Origin of the sequence: Hyphobacterium vulgare (assembly GCF_042643335.1) — a bacterium.
Taxonomy (GTDB): Bacteria; Pseudomonadota; Alphaproteobacteria; order Caulobacterales; family Maricaulaceae; genus Hyphobacterium; species Hyphobacterium vulgare.
This window is the reverse complement of sequence record NZ_JBHRSV010000026.1, coordinates 82,506-97,870: the sequence shown is the minus strand read 5'-3', so window position 1 is coordinate 97,870 and position 15,365 is coordinate 82,506. Positions and strand designations below refer to the sequence as shown.

The window sequence follows — 15,365 nt, the reverse complement described above, 5'->3', positions numbered from 1 at the left end:
CATCTTTTACACATGCCCCATCGTCTTCAGCCGCGCCGTCGGGTGGATTTCGTTCTGGCTCATCACCACGGTCTGCGGGCGGAAGCGCTCGACCAGCGAACGCACATAGGGCCGCGCCGTCGGGCTGGTCAGCAGTGCCGGCGTCTGTCCCTGCTCGGCGGCCCGCTCGAAGGAGTCGCGCACCGAACCGACGAATTCATGCAGTTTCGACGGGGCAAGGGCGAGCTGGCGGCGGTCGCCGTCGCCGACCATCGCCTCGGCGAAGGCCTGTTCCCATTGCGGCGACAGCGCCAGCACCGGGAGAAGACCGTCCGGCCCGCGATTGGCATGGCAGATCTGGCGCGCCAGGCGGCCCCGGACATGTTCGGTGATCGCATCGAGATTCTGCGTGTAGGAGCTCGCCTCGGCGATGCCTTCGAGGATGGCCGGCAGGTCGCGGATCGAGATGCGCTCCTTCAGGAGGTTCTGAAGGATGCGCTGGATGCCGGCACGGGACACCTGCGACGGCGTGATGTCGTCGACCAGCTTGCGGTGTTCCTTGCCCAGGCCCTCGATCAGCTTCTCGACTTCGGCATAGGACAGCAGGTCCGGCATGTGGTCGCGCAGCGCTTCGGTCATGTGCGTGACCAGAACGGCGGCGGGGTCCACGACCGTATAGCCGCGGAAGGCGGCCTCCTCGCGAAGGTTCTCGTCGATCCAGGTTGCCGGCAGGCCGAAGGCCGGTTCCTTCACGTGATCGCCAGGCAGGTCGATCTGCATGCCCTGCGGATCCATGACCAGCAGCTGCTTCAGGCGCACCTCGCCGCGCCCGGCCTCCATCTCCTTCACGCGCAGCACGTATTCGTTCGACCCCAGGCGCATGTTGTCGACGATCCGCACCGACGGCATGACGAAGCCGGTATCCTGCGCCAGCGTCCGGCGCAGGGCGCGAATCTGGTCGGTCAGGCGGCGGCCCTCGACGTCGTTGATCAGCGGCAGCAGCGCATAGCCCAGTTCGATCTTCAGCTCGTCGATCGCCAGCGTCTCGCCGATCGGCGCTTCGTCCGGCTCGGTCTTCATCGCCTCGCGCTCGGCTGCCACCTCGGCCCGCTTGGCGGTTTCCTTCTGTGTACGCACGGCCGTCCAGGCCAGTCCGCCGGCCCCGGCGGCCATGAAGGCGAACGGGATGAGCGGCATGCCCGGTAGCAGGCCGATGATCAGGGCGCAGCCCGCGACCATGCCCAGCACCTGCGGATTGGCGCCAAGCTGTTTGGCGAGCGCCTTGTCGGCTTCACCCTCGACCCCGGCCTTCGAGACCAGCAGGCCGGCGGCGACCGACACGATCAGCGCCGGGATCTGTGACACCAGGCCGTCACCGATCGTCAGCGTGGAATAGGTGCTGGCAGCGTCGGCGAAGGTCATGCCCGACTGGACGATGCCGACGATCATGCCGGCGATCAGATTGATCGCGGTGATCAGGATGCCGGCCACCGCATCGCCGCGGACGAATTTCGAGGCACCGTCCATCGCGCCGAAGAAGTTGGACTCGCCTTCCAGCGACTTGCGCCGCTCGCGTGCCTCGTCCTCGGTGATCAGCCCGGCCGACAGGTCGGCGTCGATCGCCATCTGCTTGCCCGGCATCGCGTCGAGGGTGAAGCGAGCGGCGACTTCCGCGATCCGTCCCGAACCCTTGGTGATGACGACGAAGTTCACGATGACGAGGATGATGAAGACAATGATGCCGATGACGACATTGCCTTGCATCACGAAGGCCCCGAAGGCTTCGATGATGTCGCCCGCGGCGTTCGTGCCCTCCGCACCATTCGACAGGATCAGGCGCGTCGAGGCGATGTTCAGTCCCAGACGCAGCAGGGTCGTGATCAGGAGAACTGCCGGGAAGGCGCTGAACTCCAGCGGCTTCTTGATGAACAGCGCGGTCATCAGCACAAGGACGGACAGCGAGATCGAGATCGCCAGCGCCATGTCGAGCAGCATGCGCGGCATCGGCAGGATGAGCATCACGAGAATGCCCATGATACCGATCGCAAGCGCGACATCCCCGCGCATCCCCTTCATCACGAAGGCGCGCAGGTCGAAACCCTGGCCCGAAACCGGGCTGGAGGTGGTCGTATCGGCCATTCAGCCCGTCACGCCGCGCCGGCGCGCGTGTCGCCCGGAGCGGGCACGGTGATGCCCTGCTCCATATAGAGCTTCAACTTGTTCCTCAGGGTACGGATTGAAATCCCGAGAATGTTTGCGGCATGGGTCCGGTTGCCGAGGCAATGATCGAGCGTTTCGAGGATCAGATCCTGTTCCACGTCCGCGACCGTGCGCCCGACCATGGTCCTCTGCACCTCGTCGGCGGCCTGTGCCGCGCGATTGGCGACGCTGCCGGCGGGACCGCCCGAGAACAGCGAACCATCCGGCATGCGGATGGCTTCCGGTCCGATTTCCGTGCCCGAAGCGAGCAGCACGGCGCGGTGCATCGTATTCTCCAGTTCGCGGACATTGCCCGGCCAGGGCCGGGCGGTCAGCGCGCCGCGAGCGGCGTCGGAAATCGGCCGGTCGCCGATCCCGTTGGCCGTCGCATATTTTTTCGCGAAATGCTCCGCCATCGCCAGAATGTCGGCCGGGCGGTCGCGCAGCGGCGGCAGCGCCAGGTTCACGACATTGAGGCGGAACAGCAAATCCTCGCGGAACGTGCCGTCGGCGACGGCCTTGTTCAGATCGCGGTTCGACGTGGCCAGAACGCGGATATTGACCTTCACCGGCTGCGCGCCGCCGACCCGGTCGATTTCGCGTTCCTGCAGGGCGCGCAGCAGCTTGGCCTGGAGCCGCGCGTCCATTTCCGAGATTTCGTCGAGCAGCAGCGTGCCGCCATCGGCTTCCTCGAACTTGCCGACCCGGCGCGCCACGGCACCCGTGAAGGCGCCCTTCTCGTGACCGAAGAGTTCGGACTCGAGCAGGTTTTCCGGGATCGCCGCGCAGTTGACCGACACGAAGGGTTTCGACGCGCGCTTCGACCGGGAATGGACATAGCGCGCCATGACTTCCTTGCCCGAGCCGCTTTCCCCGGTGATCAGGACGGAGGCGTCGGAGGCCGCGATGCGGTCGGCGAGTTCGATCACCTGCTTCATCGCCGGATCACGCGCAATCATCGGCCGTTCGTCGTCGGCGACGGCTTCGAGCACGGCTGCGATCAGCTCGGCATCGGGCGGCAGCGGAATGAATTCCTTCGCGCCGGCCCGGATCGCGGCGGCCGCCGCTTCCGGCCTGATATTCACACCGCAGGCAACAACCGGGACCGTGATCCGTTCCGCCGCGTTGGCGGCGATCAGCGCCTGGATGTCGAGCGAGGCATCGACCATCAGAAGGTCCGCCCCGCGTCCGGCGCGCAAATGCGCCGTGGCCTGGGCGACCGTGTCGACCTGCGCGACGCGCGCGCCGCGGTCGATGGCGATCTTGGTGGCCGTATGGAGTTGTCCGCCGAGGCTTCCGACGATGAGCACTCGCATGGCTCAACCCTCCTTCTGGGTACGGATGGAAACAGTCATCAATTGCTGTCTCCGTCCTTGATGATTTCCGTCATGGTCACGCCGAGGCGTTCATCGACGACGACGACTTCGCCGCGCGCGACCAGACGGTTGTTGACGTAGATGTCGATCGCCTCACCCACCTTGCGGTCGAGCTCGACGACCGAACCGGCCTTGAGCTTGAGAAGCGAATGAACATCGAGTTGAACCTTGCCGAGGACCGCCGAGACATTGACCGGAACGTCGAACACCGGTTCGAGGTCGACCGCGGTCTTCTCGTTTTCGTCGGCAAGGGTTTCGGCATGACCCGATGAATGATGCGCCGGTACGGGCGCGTTCCGGTCGGCCGCGTCGCCACTGAATTCCGGCAGATCGAGATCTTTGTCGTCGGCCATTTGTCTCTCCTCACGCAGCGTGCGTGTCTGCTTCGCCGCCGGTCGACGCAGCGTCGTCCGCAGCGGTGGATTCCTCAGGCCCGCGTTCGAGCCATTTCGCGACCAGTGCGTCGAGCCGCTCCGCGATCTCCTCGCGAGACCGTGAAACGCTTCCGCGACGCCATTCCAGGCGGCAATCCGCGCCGCTCAACCCGGCTTCGCCGCGTACCGTCACGCCGCCTTCGAAACCGGTCCGGTCCGCGATCGACGCCAATTTCTCCGTCAACGGAGTTTCAAGTTCGGGCGCGCAATGAACCGAGAGCCGCGGCTCACCACGCAGATCGGTCATGGCATCGGCGACAAGCGCCGAGACGGTCTCTGCGGCAAAGCGGTCGAGCGCGGCACCGGCGATCGTGCCAGCGGCGGCTATGGCCAGTTTCGCGGCCTCTGCGCGCAGCGTTTCGCTCTCGCCGTGCAGGCGGGTCAGGATCAGCTGCATCTGCGAGGCGATCGCCCGCATCGCGTCCGCCTCGGTCTGGGCGGCGCGGGCGACCTGGCTCGCTTCGCCTTCGGAAAACGCAATTCTTGTGGCGTCCGCGACTTCTTCCTCGGTCAGGATGCGGCGCACGCGGTCGCCATCGCGCAGCACTTCTCCGCTGGCGGAGAACACTGTCGTGAAAGCGAATTTCTGCGTCATGTCCGGTCCTGTCCTAGTAGATGAGTTCGTCGTCGCCGCCGGCATCGGCGATCATGATCTCGCCCTTGGCGGCAAGGTCCTTCGCCGCCGCGACCATGGCCTGCTGGGCCTGGTCGACATCGCGCAGGCGCACCGGGCCCATCGCAGCCATGTCGTCCTTCATGATCTTCGCCGCGCGTTCCGACATGTTCGAGAAGAACAGGTCGCGCAGCGAATCCGATGCGCCCTTCAGCGCCAGCGCCAGCTGGTCCTTGTCGACCGCGCGCAGCAGTGTCTGGATGCTGCCCGGGTCCAGCTTCGACAGGTCTTCGAAGACGAACATCAGCGCACGGATTTTCTCGGCGGAGTCGCGATTGCGCTCTTCCAGCGACGCCAGGAAGCGGTTCTCGGTCTGGCGGTCGAAATTGTTGAAGATGTCGGCCATCATCTCGTGGCTGTCGCGCTTGGATGTGCGCGCCAGGTTCGACATGAATTCGGTTCGGAGCGTTTCCTCGATCTTGTCGAGGATTTCCCGCTGCACCGGCTCCATGCGCAGCATCCGCATCACGACTTCGAGCGCGAAGTCCTCCGGCAGCGCCGCCAGCACGCGCGCGGCATGCTCGCCTTTCACCTTCGACAGCACCACGGCGACGGTCTGCGGGTATTCATTCTTCAGATAGTTGGCGAGCACGACCTCGTTCACATTGCCCAGCTTGTCCCACATGGTCCGGCCGGCGGGTCCGCGCAGCTCCTCCATGATGGTTTCGACCTTGCCCTCGGGCAGGAAGCCGTTGAGCAGGCGCTGGGTGGCCTCGAACGAGCCCATCACCGAACCGCCGGCCGACATCTGTCCGGCGAACTCGATGATCAGTTTCTCGACGACTTTCGACGAGACATTGCCGAGATTGGACATGGCGGAGGAGACCTCGCGGATCTCCTCCTCGTCCATCATCTCCCAGAGCTTGTGCTCCTCGTCGCCGAGGGCGAGCAGGATGACCGCCGCCTTCTCCGGGCCGGAGAGGCGGTTGGGATCCTCGATCATGCGTTTCGGTTCGCGTGCCATGATCAGGTCTCATGCATCCAGGTGCGCAGGATCGACATCGATTCCTCCGGGTGCTGCTCGACGATGCCGGCGACCTTCTTCACCGACGACCGTTTCACCTGGCCGTCGATCTTCGCGATATCGATTCCGGAATCGTATTCCTCCGGTGCGGGCAAACTCCCGCCTGGCGCGGCCGCCTGGTTGGCGACTGCGCCCTGCTGCGCCGGACCGGCGACGGCGCCGCCGCCATCGCCGCCAACCGCCCCGGCTCCCGCCATGGCGAGCTGCGGCGCGGCTCCTGCGCCCTTGGCCAGCGGGCGGGCAACGAGGAAGATGACGAGCAGCGCAGTGATGAACATCACGCCGATTTCCGCGGCGCGCATCATGTCGTCCTTGGAAAAGGAGAAGCCACCGGTCGCCGGCGTACCGAGCGACGGGTCGGCCCGGGCGAACTGGACATTGGTGACTTCCAGCGAGTCCCGGCGCGTCTCGGTTTCGGTAAAGCCCATCGCGCCGCGCACCAGCGCCTCGATGCGCTGCATCTCTTCCGGCGTGCGCTCGCGGTAGGTGACCGTGCCGTCTTCGCCGGTCTCCCAGACTCCGTCGACGGCGACCGCGACAGAGAGGCGTTCGATCGCGCCGGCCTCGCGGACCTCGGTCCGGGTCGTGCGCGAATTCTCGTAGTTCACCACGTCACGCGAATTGGTCCGGGTCGAGGCGACACGGGGCTCGCTGCCACTGCCTTCGGCTTCGTCGGGCAGATTCTCCGAAGCGGAAACCGCGCCGTCATTGCCTTCCGTGTCGAGCGATTCTTCTTCGGTCCGGTCACGCGACAGGATGACCTGGCCTTCGGGATCGTAGATTTCGCGGCTCTCGGTGATCGAGGTGCGGTCGAGTTCGGCCGAAACCTGAACCCGCGCCCCGCCCGCACCGACAACCCCTTCGACGAGGTTGAGGATGCGCTGGCGCAACTGTTCCTCGACCTGCTCGCGGCGGTCGTCGATCACGGCGGCCCCGGCCTCGTCGCCCGGATTGGGACCGACGAAATAGCGTCCGGTCGTATCGGCGACCGTGACCTGGCCAGGTTCGAGATTGGGCACGGCACTGGCGACGATGTTCCGGACGATGGCGAGCTGGCGGTCATTTAATTCGCCGCGCGCTTCCAGCGTGATCACCGCGCTCGGCGGCGTTGATTCGCGCTCGAACAGCCGGCGCTCGGGCAGGACGAGGTGCACGCGGGCGGTCGCAATCGAGTCGAGGGACTGGATGGTGCGGGCCAGCTCGCCTTCAAGCGCGCGCTTGGCATTCAGATTCTGCACGAAGCTGGTCGTGCCCAGCGCGTCGGAATTGTCGAAAATCTCGTAGCCGACCGAGCCGAAGCCGAGCGCCCCGCCACTGGCGACGCGCACGCGGGCCTCATCGACCTGGTCGCGCGGGACATAGATCGAACTGCCGCCATTGCGGAATTCGTAGGGGATGCCGGCTTCGTCGAGACGCTCGCTGGCGGCTGCGGCATCGGACGCCGACAGGCTGGAATAGAGCAGTGACTGGCTGCCGCCGCCGAGATTCGTCGAGAAGAAGACCAGCGCCATGGCCAGCCCGACCGCCAATCCGAAAATGGCGATCAGCCGCACCGGGCCTAGTGATCTCAGTTGATCCAGAAGTCCGTTCACGCGCGATCCGCCCTGAAAATCGTCCCCGCCGGCCGCCTTGGACCGGTCACTGGGCAGATTTTTCCCACCTCGCGCGTAAACGAGGGTTTAATTACGGGAAATCGATTTCAGGAGATTGCACATGAAGACGGCGGTCCGGGGGGTGGCCCGGTCCGCCGTCGGGGACGCTGTGGTCTCAGGGGATAGAGAGTCAGCGACGGGAAACTAGCGGTATTGCTGGACCCGGGTGGTACGCAGCCCGGCCAGGCCGTGGCGGTCGATCGCACGCTGCCAGCCGAGGAATTCCTCGACGCTGAGGCGATAGCGTTCGCAGGCATCTTCGAGGGAAAGCAGCCCGCCCCGCACCGCGGCGACAACCTCGGCCTTGCGGCGGATCACCCAGCGCTGAGTCGAAGGCGCCGGCAGGTCCGCCAGCGTGAGGGGACTGCCGTCCGGTCCAATGACGAAGTTTTCGCGGCGCAGACGCGTTTGCATGATACGAACCCCACACACCCTGGTTTTTGACGTTTGTGTTCTTCTTGTTGGGGGCACCCTAGCGCAGGGCTTTTAACAAACCCCTGAAATCCGGGGTAAATTTGTACTTAACGTTATCGATAAAAATGAAGGGACCCCCGGCCGTGCGGCCGGGGGTCCCGTCAACTCAATCCGGGTTCAGCGGAATTACCGCTTCATGCGGATCGCTTCGTCCATCATTTCGTCGGCCGTGGTGATGATTTTCGACGATGCGGAATAGGCCCGCTGCGTCGTGATCAGCGAAGTGAACTCGGTCGCGAGATCGACATTGGAGTTTTCCAGCGTCGACGCCGCGATCCCGCCCGATCCGCCGTTGCCCGGTGCGTTCAGCGTGAAGGTGCCGGAGTCCGGCGTGATCGAATACGTGCCGCCCGATTCCGCGGCCAGACCGTTCGGGTTGACGAAGGTCGCGACCGGGATCTGGTAGATCCGGCGCACGATGCCGTTGTCGAATTTGGCAAAGACGACGCCTTCGCTGTCGACCTCGACGCCCGAGAAGTCGCCGAACACCGCGCCGTCGACCTGCGTGGAGAGCAGGACGGACGGGCTGTCATACTGTGTCAGGCCGCCCGGCTGCGTGGCCGAGCCGAGGAAGAGGTTGATCGACTGGGCGGCAATGCCTTCGCCTGAAGCCCACTGGAACTGCGTCGCGCCCAGCGCCCCGGAATTGGCCGAGGCCAGGAAGTCCAGCGTTGTCGGAAGCGTCGTGTTGGTCAGGTCGAGATCGCCATTGGCATCGAAGGCGACGATGCCGGTCGCGATCTGGCCGTCGACCAGGCCCGCGCCCGTGGTTACGTCGCTGGCCGGCTCGACATGCAGCTCGGCATGCCACTGGTTGGCAGTGGCGCTCTTGAGCAGCGACAGCGTGATGGTGCGGGCACCGCCCTGGCTGTCATAGATCTGGATCGAACGCTGGAAGTCGGGCGTGACCGCGCCGGACGCCATGTTGGTCGCCGATGTCCCGGCGGTATAGGTCGCCTCGTCCGCCGAAATCGTCTGGCTCGCCTGCAGATTGGCATTCACCGAGACATTCGACGTCTGCTCCGCTGCGCCGCCGATCGCCGACAGATTGATCGCTTCGAGCGAATTGAGATCGGACGGGTTTCGGGTGATCGACCCGTCCGTGTCGACCGGCCAGCCATACAGGAAGAGGCCGGCATCATTGCGCAGGAAGCCGTTGGCATCGGCTTCGAAACGGCCGGCGCGGCTGAAATAGACCGGGTCGGTCGTCGATGTCGTTTGCGAGGCGTTCCGGACCACGAAGAAGCCTTCGCCGGAAATGGCGAGATCGGTCGCTGAACTGCCCGGTGTCAGAAGACCGCCGCGCGAGATTTCGAGGCGGTTGATCGAGGACACGCCGCCGGCTGCGTAGCGCGAGGCCGCGCCCCGGCTTTCATAGAGCGGCGAGAACGTCGTCGCGGCGCGCTTGTAGCCGACCGTGTTGACGTTCGCGATATTGTCGGAAATCGCGGCGAGCGCGCTGGAATTGGCCAGCAGGCCCGACGCACCGGCCCAGAGGGCGGAATTGATACTCATGACTTTGAGCTCCCCATTCGGTGAAAAGGAGCGTTCTGCTATTGTTGAAACCCCACCGCCCGCGGATTCTGCGCGTGCCGTGCCGGACCTTGAATGGCCCGGTTCTTCGCTAGACTGCCGTACCCTCCCTGAGGGCACGAATGGATGAGAGCGGGACGCTTAGCTGTCCCATCTCGATGATGACTTCTGAACCTGACAGGTCGACGCCGGTCACGCGCGCGGTCGAACTGATGCCGGACGTCATGGTCTCGCCCTCGGCGTCGAGCGCGTTGACCGACAGCGTGTACAGCCCGTCTTCGAGCGCGTTGCCGCTGCCGTCGGTGCCGTCCCAGCTCAGCGTGTGGCGGCCGGGATCGGTTTCGCCTTCGATACGGGCAACGACACGGCCCGTCGCATCGCGCACGACCAGCTCGGTCTGCGACGACTGGTCGGGCAGGGTGTAGTTCCACTCCGCCTGACCGCCGGACAAGGCGGTTTGCGGCGAATCCACCGTCGCCATGCGGCCGAGGAAGTCGATCGAGGCGCCCTGCGCCGCAGCCGACTGGATGACCAGCAGCGATTCCAGATTCTGGTTCGACGCGATCTGCTGCTCGACGCTGGAAAAGCTGACCAGCTGGTCGACGAACTGGGTCGAATCCAGCGGGCTGAGCGGATCCTGGTTCTTCATCTGCTCGGTGAGCAGGGTGAGGAACATCTCGAAATTCTCGGCGAGCCTGACGGCGGAATTCGCGTTCGAATTTCCGAAGGCTGCGCCAACGGCGGCTGCGTCAGTCATGTCGCGCTCCTCATATTCTCACATCGATGCCGGAACCGCCCGACAGCGCAAACCCGTAAAGCCGCGTCATCGGACCGGCGGCGGGATCGGCAGCGGCGCCGTTCGGCGCGGCATCGGAATAGACCGCAAACCCGTCACGGGGCGTACCGAAGCGGTCGTCCGTATCGTCTCCGCCCTGCGACAGCTCGAACTGCAGCCCGTTATCGGACAGGTCGAGGCCCGCCTCGGCCAGCGCACGTTCAAGTTCACGCGCCGAGCGCTGCAGGTCGGCCAGAGTCTCGGGGCGCTCCGCGCTGAGCACGGCATGCACCCGGTTGTCGTTCGAATTGACGTGCAGCTTCACCTCGACACGGCCCAGCTCGGGCGGATCCATGCGGATCTCGAACTGGCGCTGGCCCTGGTGGAAATTGCGCACGATGTGCGCGGCGAGCCCCGGCGCGGCGTTGGCCGGCAGGCGCGGGCCCTGTGCGTTCTGCGACCGGAGTGTGGCATCAGCCGACCGGACGTCGGCGGCCTGACGCTGAACGGTCATCTCCGCCTCGAAGTCACTCTCGGGCAGCGCGGCCGGTTCGGCGGCGCGCTGCGCTTCGCCCTGACCGGGCAAACGCTCCAAAGCGTCGCGTGCAACATCGCTCGCCTGTGAGGGCAGGACGGGCCGATCCGGCCGGACTGCGGCCTGGGCCGGTGCCGGACTGCCGGCCTGCGTATCGGGTGAAGCGGCGCTTGCGCCCGATTTCGCCGCTGCGCCGGCCGGGGCCGGTGCGGCAGACTTTTCCAGAATCGCGCGCGGGCGCCCGGACTCCTGGGGCATCGCTGCGGCTGCGGCGGCAGCCTGCTCCGGTGTGATTGCCGGTGCGGTACCCGCGGTCGGACCCGGAGCCGCCGGGGCCGCCGCTTGGGTATTCGTCGAACCCGCGCCTGCGCCCGCACCCGGAGACATACCCGTCTGTCCGGCGGCAGGACCATTTCCGGCGGGTTGTCCCGCCGGTTGCGGTTGGACGGCGGTCTTGCCGGCATCGCCCGCCTGCTTCGCCTGGGCGGTCGGCTTCACATCGGCCGGATCAGCAGTCTCGGCTGGCGTGCCGGTCGAGGCCTGCGGGCCCGGCGTGATCTGTTCTGCGGGCAGCCCGCCTCCGGTGCGGGGCGCATTGCCACCGGCTTCGGGCGGCTGGCCACCGGACATCGACGGATCGAGCGTCGCGGTCTGCTGCGGCGTGCCGCCACCCGTGGCGAAAACCGGGCCACCGGTTTCGGCTGGTTGCGGTCCGCCCGTGGCGGGGGCAGGCGTCGCGGTCTGCATCGGCAGGGGGCCGCCGGTCGCCGGGGTCGGTCCATCCGATTGACCGAATGGAAGGCCACCGCCCGTCGAGGGCGCGGCCGTGCCGTCGCCAAATGGAGTTCCTCCGCCGGTCGGATGCGGTGTGCCGGCGACGACCTGCTCGGGCGGAAGCCCGCCGCCGGTTTCCGGCAACAGGACTCCGGTCTCGGACGGCTGGCCGCCGCCATCGACGGGGCGCGGCGGTTCTGAAGGGTCAGGGAAGGGCGTGTCGGGGCGCTGGCGCTGACCGCCGCGGCCGCCGGGGACGATGCCCCGGTCGCGCGGATCGGTGATCGCCTCGCGCGAGCGTGCGGGTTCGTTCAGAAGCGCATCGAAGCCCGTATCGCCGGCGCCAGTCCTGGCGTCACGGCGATCGGGTCCGGACGCGTTCGTGCCGACCGTCGCTCGAAAATCCGGAATGTAAGCGTCCGCATGCATGGTGCGGTCACGTCCCTCTTGTCATCCACCGGTCTCAAGGCGCCAGGCACCCTGTCCCGAACCATGACTGGCAAGCGGCATGCCATCGGGATGAAGAGGTCAAGATTATGAAAAACAACAGGAAACCCGATCCGGAGGCGAAGGCGATTCTTGCCGCCCCGGCAGATTCGACCCGGCCCGCATGGGCGATTCTGCCTAGTCTGGCACCTGGCACCGGTCTGGCCCGCCGGTTGCGACACTCATACCCGGAACGGCGCGCCCGTCACGGGTGCGCTCAGACAAGCGGGTTGGAAAAGTGGTTCAAAAAGAACAGCTTGATAAGGATAGGGGGCATTTCGCCGGCACCCGTCCGCCGCACCCGGACCCGGCAAATTCTGCCAGCATCCCGGCAGATTCCTCCACGCGTACGCACGAATACGGAGAGGACGCCCCATGTCGCTGAGCTCGATCATCGGCAATGCCCTGTCCGGCCTCCAGGCCAGCCAGATCGGCTTGCAGGTCTCCTCGAACAATGTCGCCAACGTCAACACGCCGGGCTATGCGCGCACCATCGCGACCTTCACCTCGCGCAATGTCGGCGGTCAGGCGATGGGCGTCGATGTCGCGGGCGTTCAGCGCGTCGCGGATCTCTATCTCCAGGCGGCAGCCCTGCGCGCCTCGGCGGACGCCGGCGCGGCCGATGTCGCCTCGCAGGCGCTCGACCGCTTCCAGTCGCAGGTCGGCGGGCTCGATGACGAGGGCTCGATCTTTTCGCGCCTGCACCGTGCCTTCAACTCGATCAACTCCGCTTCGGTCGAACCGGCTCTGACGGTCGCGCGGCTGTCGGCAGCGACCGATCTGCAATCCTTCTTCGACGAGGCCAAGCGCCTTTCCGGCGAATTGCGGTCGCAACGCCTCGAAACCGAGACCCGGATCACCGCGACCGTGTCTCGGATGAACGAAATCCTCGGTGAACTCCAGAAGCTCAATCGCGACGTTCAGGCGCTCGCCGTCAACACCTCGGACACGACCGGCGCCGCCAACCGGCAGGCCGAACTGCTCGATGAATTGTCGACCTATGTCGACATCCGCACCCAGCCACTTGGCGATGGCCGCATCGTGGTGCGGACCGGCGACGGCATCCCGCTGCTCGACAACGAGGCCGCGACGCTGCGCTACTCGCCCGCAGGCAATGGCGGTTACGAAGCCAGTTTCGCCGCGATCGAGATCGTCTCGAAGACTGGCGGCGCGAACACGGCGCTCGACTCCCACATTGCGTCGGGAGAGCTGCGCGGCCTGCTCGATGTCCGCGACAGCGAGCTGCCGGCCCTTGCCGAAGAGCTGGCCGAGCTGGTTGCCGGCGCGACCGACGCGCTCAACGCCGCGCACAACAATGCCTCCTCCGTGCCCCCGCCCGCCAGCCTGACCGGCCGCAATACAGGCCTGCTCGCCAGTGACGCGCACGGCTTCACCGGTGCGACGACCCTGGCCGTGGTCGACACGGCCGGCGCGCTCGTGAAGCGGATCGACATCAATTTCACCGCCGGCACCTATTCCGTTGATGGCGGCGCGGCGACCGCCTTCTCGGGCGGCACGATCGGCGACGTCGTGTCTGACATCAATAGCGCGCTGGGCGGCAACGGATCGGCCAGCTTCACCAATGGCCAGCTGACGATTTCCGCCACCGGCGGCGACGGCATCGCGACCTTGCAGGATTCAACCTCGCCGGCCAGCCGCGGCGGTCGCGGCTTCGCGCACTTCTTCGGTCTCAATGACATCGTCGATTCCGCACGGCCGCAATTCTTCGAAACCGGCCTGTCGGCCACGGACGCGCACGGCTTCACCGCCGGCCAGACCCTGTCTTTCAAGGTCATGGCGCCCGATGGCCGGACCGCACAGAACGTCACCATCACGGTTGGCGGCACCAGCTTCAGCGACCTCATGACCTCGCTGAACGACCCGGTCACCGGACTCGGCCGCTATGCGACATTCTCGCTCGACGGGAATGGCCGGCTCGTCGAAACCCCGGTCTCCGGCTACGCCAATTTCGACGTCGAGCTGACTTCGGATTCCACCTCGCGCGGCGGAACGGGGCTCAGCTTCTCGCAGATGTTCGGCGTCGGCCTCGCGGCCAAGGCCAACCGCGCCGAACTGGCCAATGTGCGCGACGCGATCCGCAACGACTCCTCGCGGCTGGCCCTCGCCGAGCTCGACATCACCGGGGCCAGCACGGCAGGCGATCTTGTCCTGACCAATGGCGACGGGCGCGGCGGCGCAGCGCTGCAGCAGGCGCTGACCTCGACCCGCACCTTCCGCGCGGCGGGCGGCTTCTCCGCCGGCACATCGACGCTCGAATCCTACGCCGCACGGCTCGCCGGGGATATCGGCGCGCGCTCGGCCCGGGCGGAACGCTCGGCGCAGGGCGCGGAATCGCTGAAACAGGTCGCCGCGGAGAAGCGCGCCAATGTCGAAGGCGTCAGCCTCGACGAGGAACTCGCCAACATGACGCTCTACCAGCAGTCCTACAACGCATCCGCGCGCCTGCTTCAGGCCGCGAAGGAACTGACCGACACACTGCTGTCGCTCGTTTGAGGAGTTAGGCCATGACCCGCATCGCCACCTCCGCCGCCGCCCAGTCCGCGCTCGCCGACCTGATGCGCGCCCAGCGCTCGGTCTATGAGGCGCAGCAGCAGATCGCGACCGGCAAGGTCGGCGACAATCTGCGCGGCGTCGGCCACCGGGCCGAAACGCTGTCGGCCGCCTATGGCGCCCAGCTTCGTGCCGGCGCCTATGAAGAAGCCGCCAAGCGCACCGCCAACCGGCTGGAAGTCACCGACGCGGCGCTCGGCTTGCTCGCGGAATCGGCGACCGAGTTGCGCCTCGCCATGACCACGACCGACGGCACCTACATCATGGACCAGGTGCGCGAGGCCTTCGACAGCGCGCGCAACGCCCTGTCGACGCAATATGCCGGGGCCTACATCTTCGGCGGCACGCGCGCCGATGCCGACCCGATCACCGCCAATTCGCTGTCCGACCTGATCGCCGCCCCGGCCGCGGGGGACGTGTTCCAGAACTCGGCGCGCAAGAACACGGTCAAGCTCGACGACAATCTCACCATGGAAACGGGCATTCTCGCCAGCGATGTCGGTACTGATCTGATGGCGTCGTTCAAGCGGATCGCCGAATTCAACGCCGGCGCCGACGGCCCCTTCGACGGGCCGCTGACCCAGAACCAGCAGGCCTTCATTCAGGCCGAGATGCAGAATATTCTCGCCGCCTATGATCGCATCAACGACCATGTCGGCGAGAATGGCGCGATGCAGAACCGCGTCGAGGGCCTGGTCACCAGCCAGCAGAACAAGGCCGACTATCTCGACCGCCTGATCGGCTCGATCGAGGATGTCGACATGGCCGAAGCGGCCACGCGCTTCCAGCAGGCCCAGACCGCCGTCGATGTCTCGGCCCGCACCTTCGCCACGCTCAGCCAGGTCTCGCTTCTGCCGTTCCTGAGGTAGCGTTGTTTTTC

General features: G+C 66.2%; 12 protein-coding genes. 2 read left to right on the top strand and 10 right to left on the bottom strand.

Annotated elements, in window-relative coordinates:
• Window positions 1–6: 6 nt before the first annotated feature.
• From flhA to ACFOOR_RS12185, 10 genes are all read right to left on the bottom strand, one after another.
• Window positions 7–2,055: a flagellar biosynthesis protein FlhA gene (gene flhA, locus ACFOOR_RS12230; RefSeq protein ID WP_380214676.1), complete on the bottom strand. Its 2,049-nt coding sequence runs from the start codon at window positions 2,053–2,055 to the stop codon at window positions 7–9.
• 71 nt (window positions 2,056–2,126) lie between these two features.
• A complete protein-coding gene (gene flbD, locus ACFOOR_RS12225) occupies window positions 2,127–3,494 on the bottom strand; it encodes a sigma-54-dependent transcriptional regulator FlbD (RefSeq protein ID WP_343165199.1) in 1,368 nt (455 codons plus the stop codon).
• A gap of 38 nt (window positions 3,495–3,532) precedes the next feature.
• Window positions 3,533–3,907: a flagellar motor switch protein FliN gene (fliN, locus tag ACFOOR_RS12220; RefSeq protein WP_343165198.1), complete on the bottom strand. Its 375-nt coding sequence runs from the start codon at window positions 3,905–3,907 to the stop codon at window positions 3,533–3,535.
• Between the two features lie 10 nt (window positions 3,908–3,917).
• The gene (locus ACFOOR_RS12215) at window positions 3,918–4,583 is read right to left on the bottom strand and encodes a hypothetical protein (RefSeq protein ID WP_343165197.1); all 666 of its coding nucleotides are present in this window, start codon (window positions 4,581–4,583) and stop codon (window positions 3,918–3,920) included.
• Window positions 4,584–4,596: 13 nt separating this feature from the next.
• Window positions 4,597–5,625 carry a flagellar motor switch protein FliG gene (gene fliG / locus ACFOOR_RS12210; RefSeq protein ID WP_343165196.1) on the bottom strand — a complete coding sequence of 343 codons (1,029 nt, stop codon included), beginning with the start codon at window positions 5,623–5,625 and terminating at the stop codon, window positions 4,597–4,599.
• Between the two features lie 2 nt (window positions 5,626–5,627).
• Entirely contained in the window at window positions 5,628–7,277 is a 1,650-nt protein-coding gene (gene fliF, locus ACFOOR_RS12205; protein WP_343165195.1) for a flagellar basal-body MS-ring/collar protein FliF, read from the bottom strand.
• 204 nt (window positions 7,278–7,481) lie between these two features.
• Window positions 7,482–7,751 carry a CtrA inhibitor SciP gene (gene sciP / locus ACFOOR_RS12200; RefSeq protein WP_039712063.1) on the bottom strand — a complete coding sequence of 90 codons (270 nt, stop codon included), beginning with the start codon at window positions 7,749–7,751 and terminating at the stop codon, window positions 7,482–7,484.
• A gap of 186 nt (window positions 7,752–7,937) precedes the next feature.
• A complete protein-coding gene (locus ACFOOR_RS12195; protein WP_343165194.1) occupies window positions 7,938–9,326 on the bottom strand; it encodes a flagellar hook protein FlgE in 1,389 nt (462 codons plus the stop codon).
• Window positions 9,327–9,435: 109 nt separating this feature from the next.
• Window positions 9,436–10,101 (bottom strand): flagellar hook assembly protein FlgD, encoded by a 666-nt coding sequence (locus ACFOOR_RS12190; protein WP_343165193.1) that lies wholly within the window; start codon window positions 10,099–10,101, stop codon window positions 9,436–9,438.
• Between the two features lie 10 nt (window positions 10,102–10,111).
• Window positions 10,112–11,857, bottom strand: a complete 1,746-nt coding sequence (locus tag ACFOOR_RS12185; protein WP_343165192.1) for a flagellar hook-length control protein FliK — start codon at window positions 11,855–11,857, stop codon at window positions 10,112–10,114.
• Between the two features lie 432 nt (window positions 11,858–12,289).
• On the opposite strand from ACFOOR_RS12185, the gene flgK reads away from it, so the two are divergent.
• Entirely contained in the window at window positions 12,290–14,428 is a 2,139-nt protein-coding gene (flgK, locus tag ACFOOR_RS12180) for a flagellar hook-associated protein FlgK (protein ID WP_343165191.1), read from the top strand.
• Window positions 14,429–14,439: 11 nt separating this feature from the next.
• Window positions 14,440–15,354 (top strand): flagellin, encoded by a 915-nt coding sequence (locus ACFOOR_RS12175; protein ID WP_343165190.1) that lies wholly within the window; start codon window positions 14,440–14,442, stop codon window positions 15,352–15,354.
• Window positions 15,355–15,365 lie beyond the last annotated feature (11 nt).

What these genes read in the sequence shown, in the direction of transcription:
- flhA (WP_380214676.1), bottom strand. Translation starts at nt 2,055, where the DNA reads ATGAAGGGGATGCGCGGGGATGTCGCGCTTGCGATCGGTATCATGGGC.
- flbD (WP_343165199.1), bottom strand. Translation starts at nt 3,494, where the DNA reads ATGCGAGTGCTCATCGTCGGAAGCCTCGGCGGACAACTCCATACGGCC.
- fliN (WP_343165198.1), bottom strand. Translation starts at nt 3,907, where the DNA reads ATGGCCGACGACAAAGATCTCGATCTGCCGGAATTCAGTGGCGACGCG.
- ACFOOR_RS12215 (WP_343165197.1), bottom strand. Translation starts at nt 4,583, where the DNA reads ATGACGCAGAAATTCGCTTTCACGACAGTGTTCTCCGCCAGCGGAGAA.
- fliG (WP_343165196.1), bottom strand. Translation starts at nt 5,625, where the DNA reads ATGGCACGCGAACCGAAACGCATGATCGAGGATCCCAACCGCCTCTCC.
- sciP (WP_039712063.1), bottom strand. Translation starts at nt 7,751, where the DNA reads ATGCAAACGCGTCTGCGCCGCGAAAACTTCGTCATTGGACCGGACGGC.
- ACFOOR_RS12195 (WP_343165194.1), bottom strand. Translation starts at nt 9,326, where the DNA reads ATGAGTATCAATTCCGCCCTCTGGGCCGGTGCGTCGGGCCTGCTGGCC.
- ACFOOR_RS12190 (WP_343165193.1), bottom strand. Translation starts at nt 10,101, where the DNA reads ATGACTGACGCAGCCGCCGTTGGCGCAGCCTTCGGAAATTCGAACGCG.
- ACFOOR_RS12185 (WP_343165192.1), bottom strand. Translation starts at nt 11,857, where the DNA reads ATGCATGCGGACGCTTACATTCCGGATTTTCGAGCGACGGTCGGCACG.
- flgK (WP_343165191.1), top strand. Translation starts at nt 12,290, where the DNA reads ATGTCGCTGAGCTCGATCATCGGCAATGCCCTGTCCGGCCTCCAGGCC.
- ACFOOR_RS12175 (WP_343165190.1), top strand. Translation starts at nt 14,440, where the DNA reads ATGACCCGCATCGCCACCTCCGCCGCCGCCCAGTCCGCGCTCGCCGAC.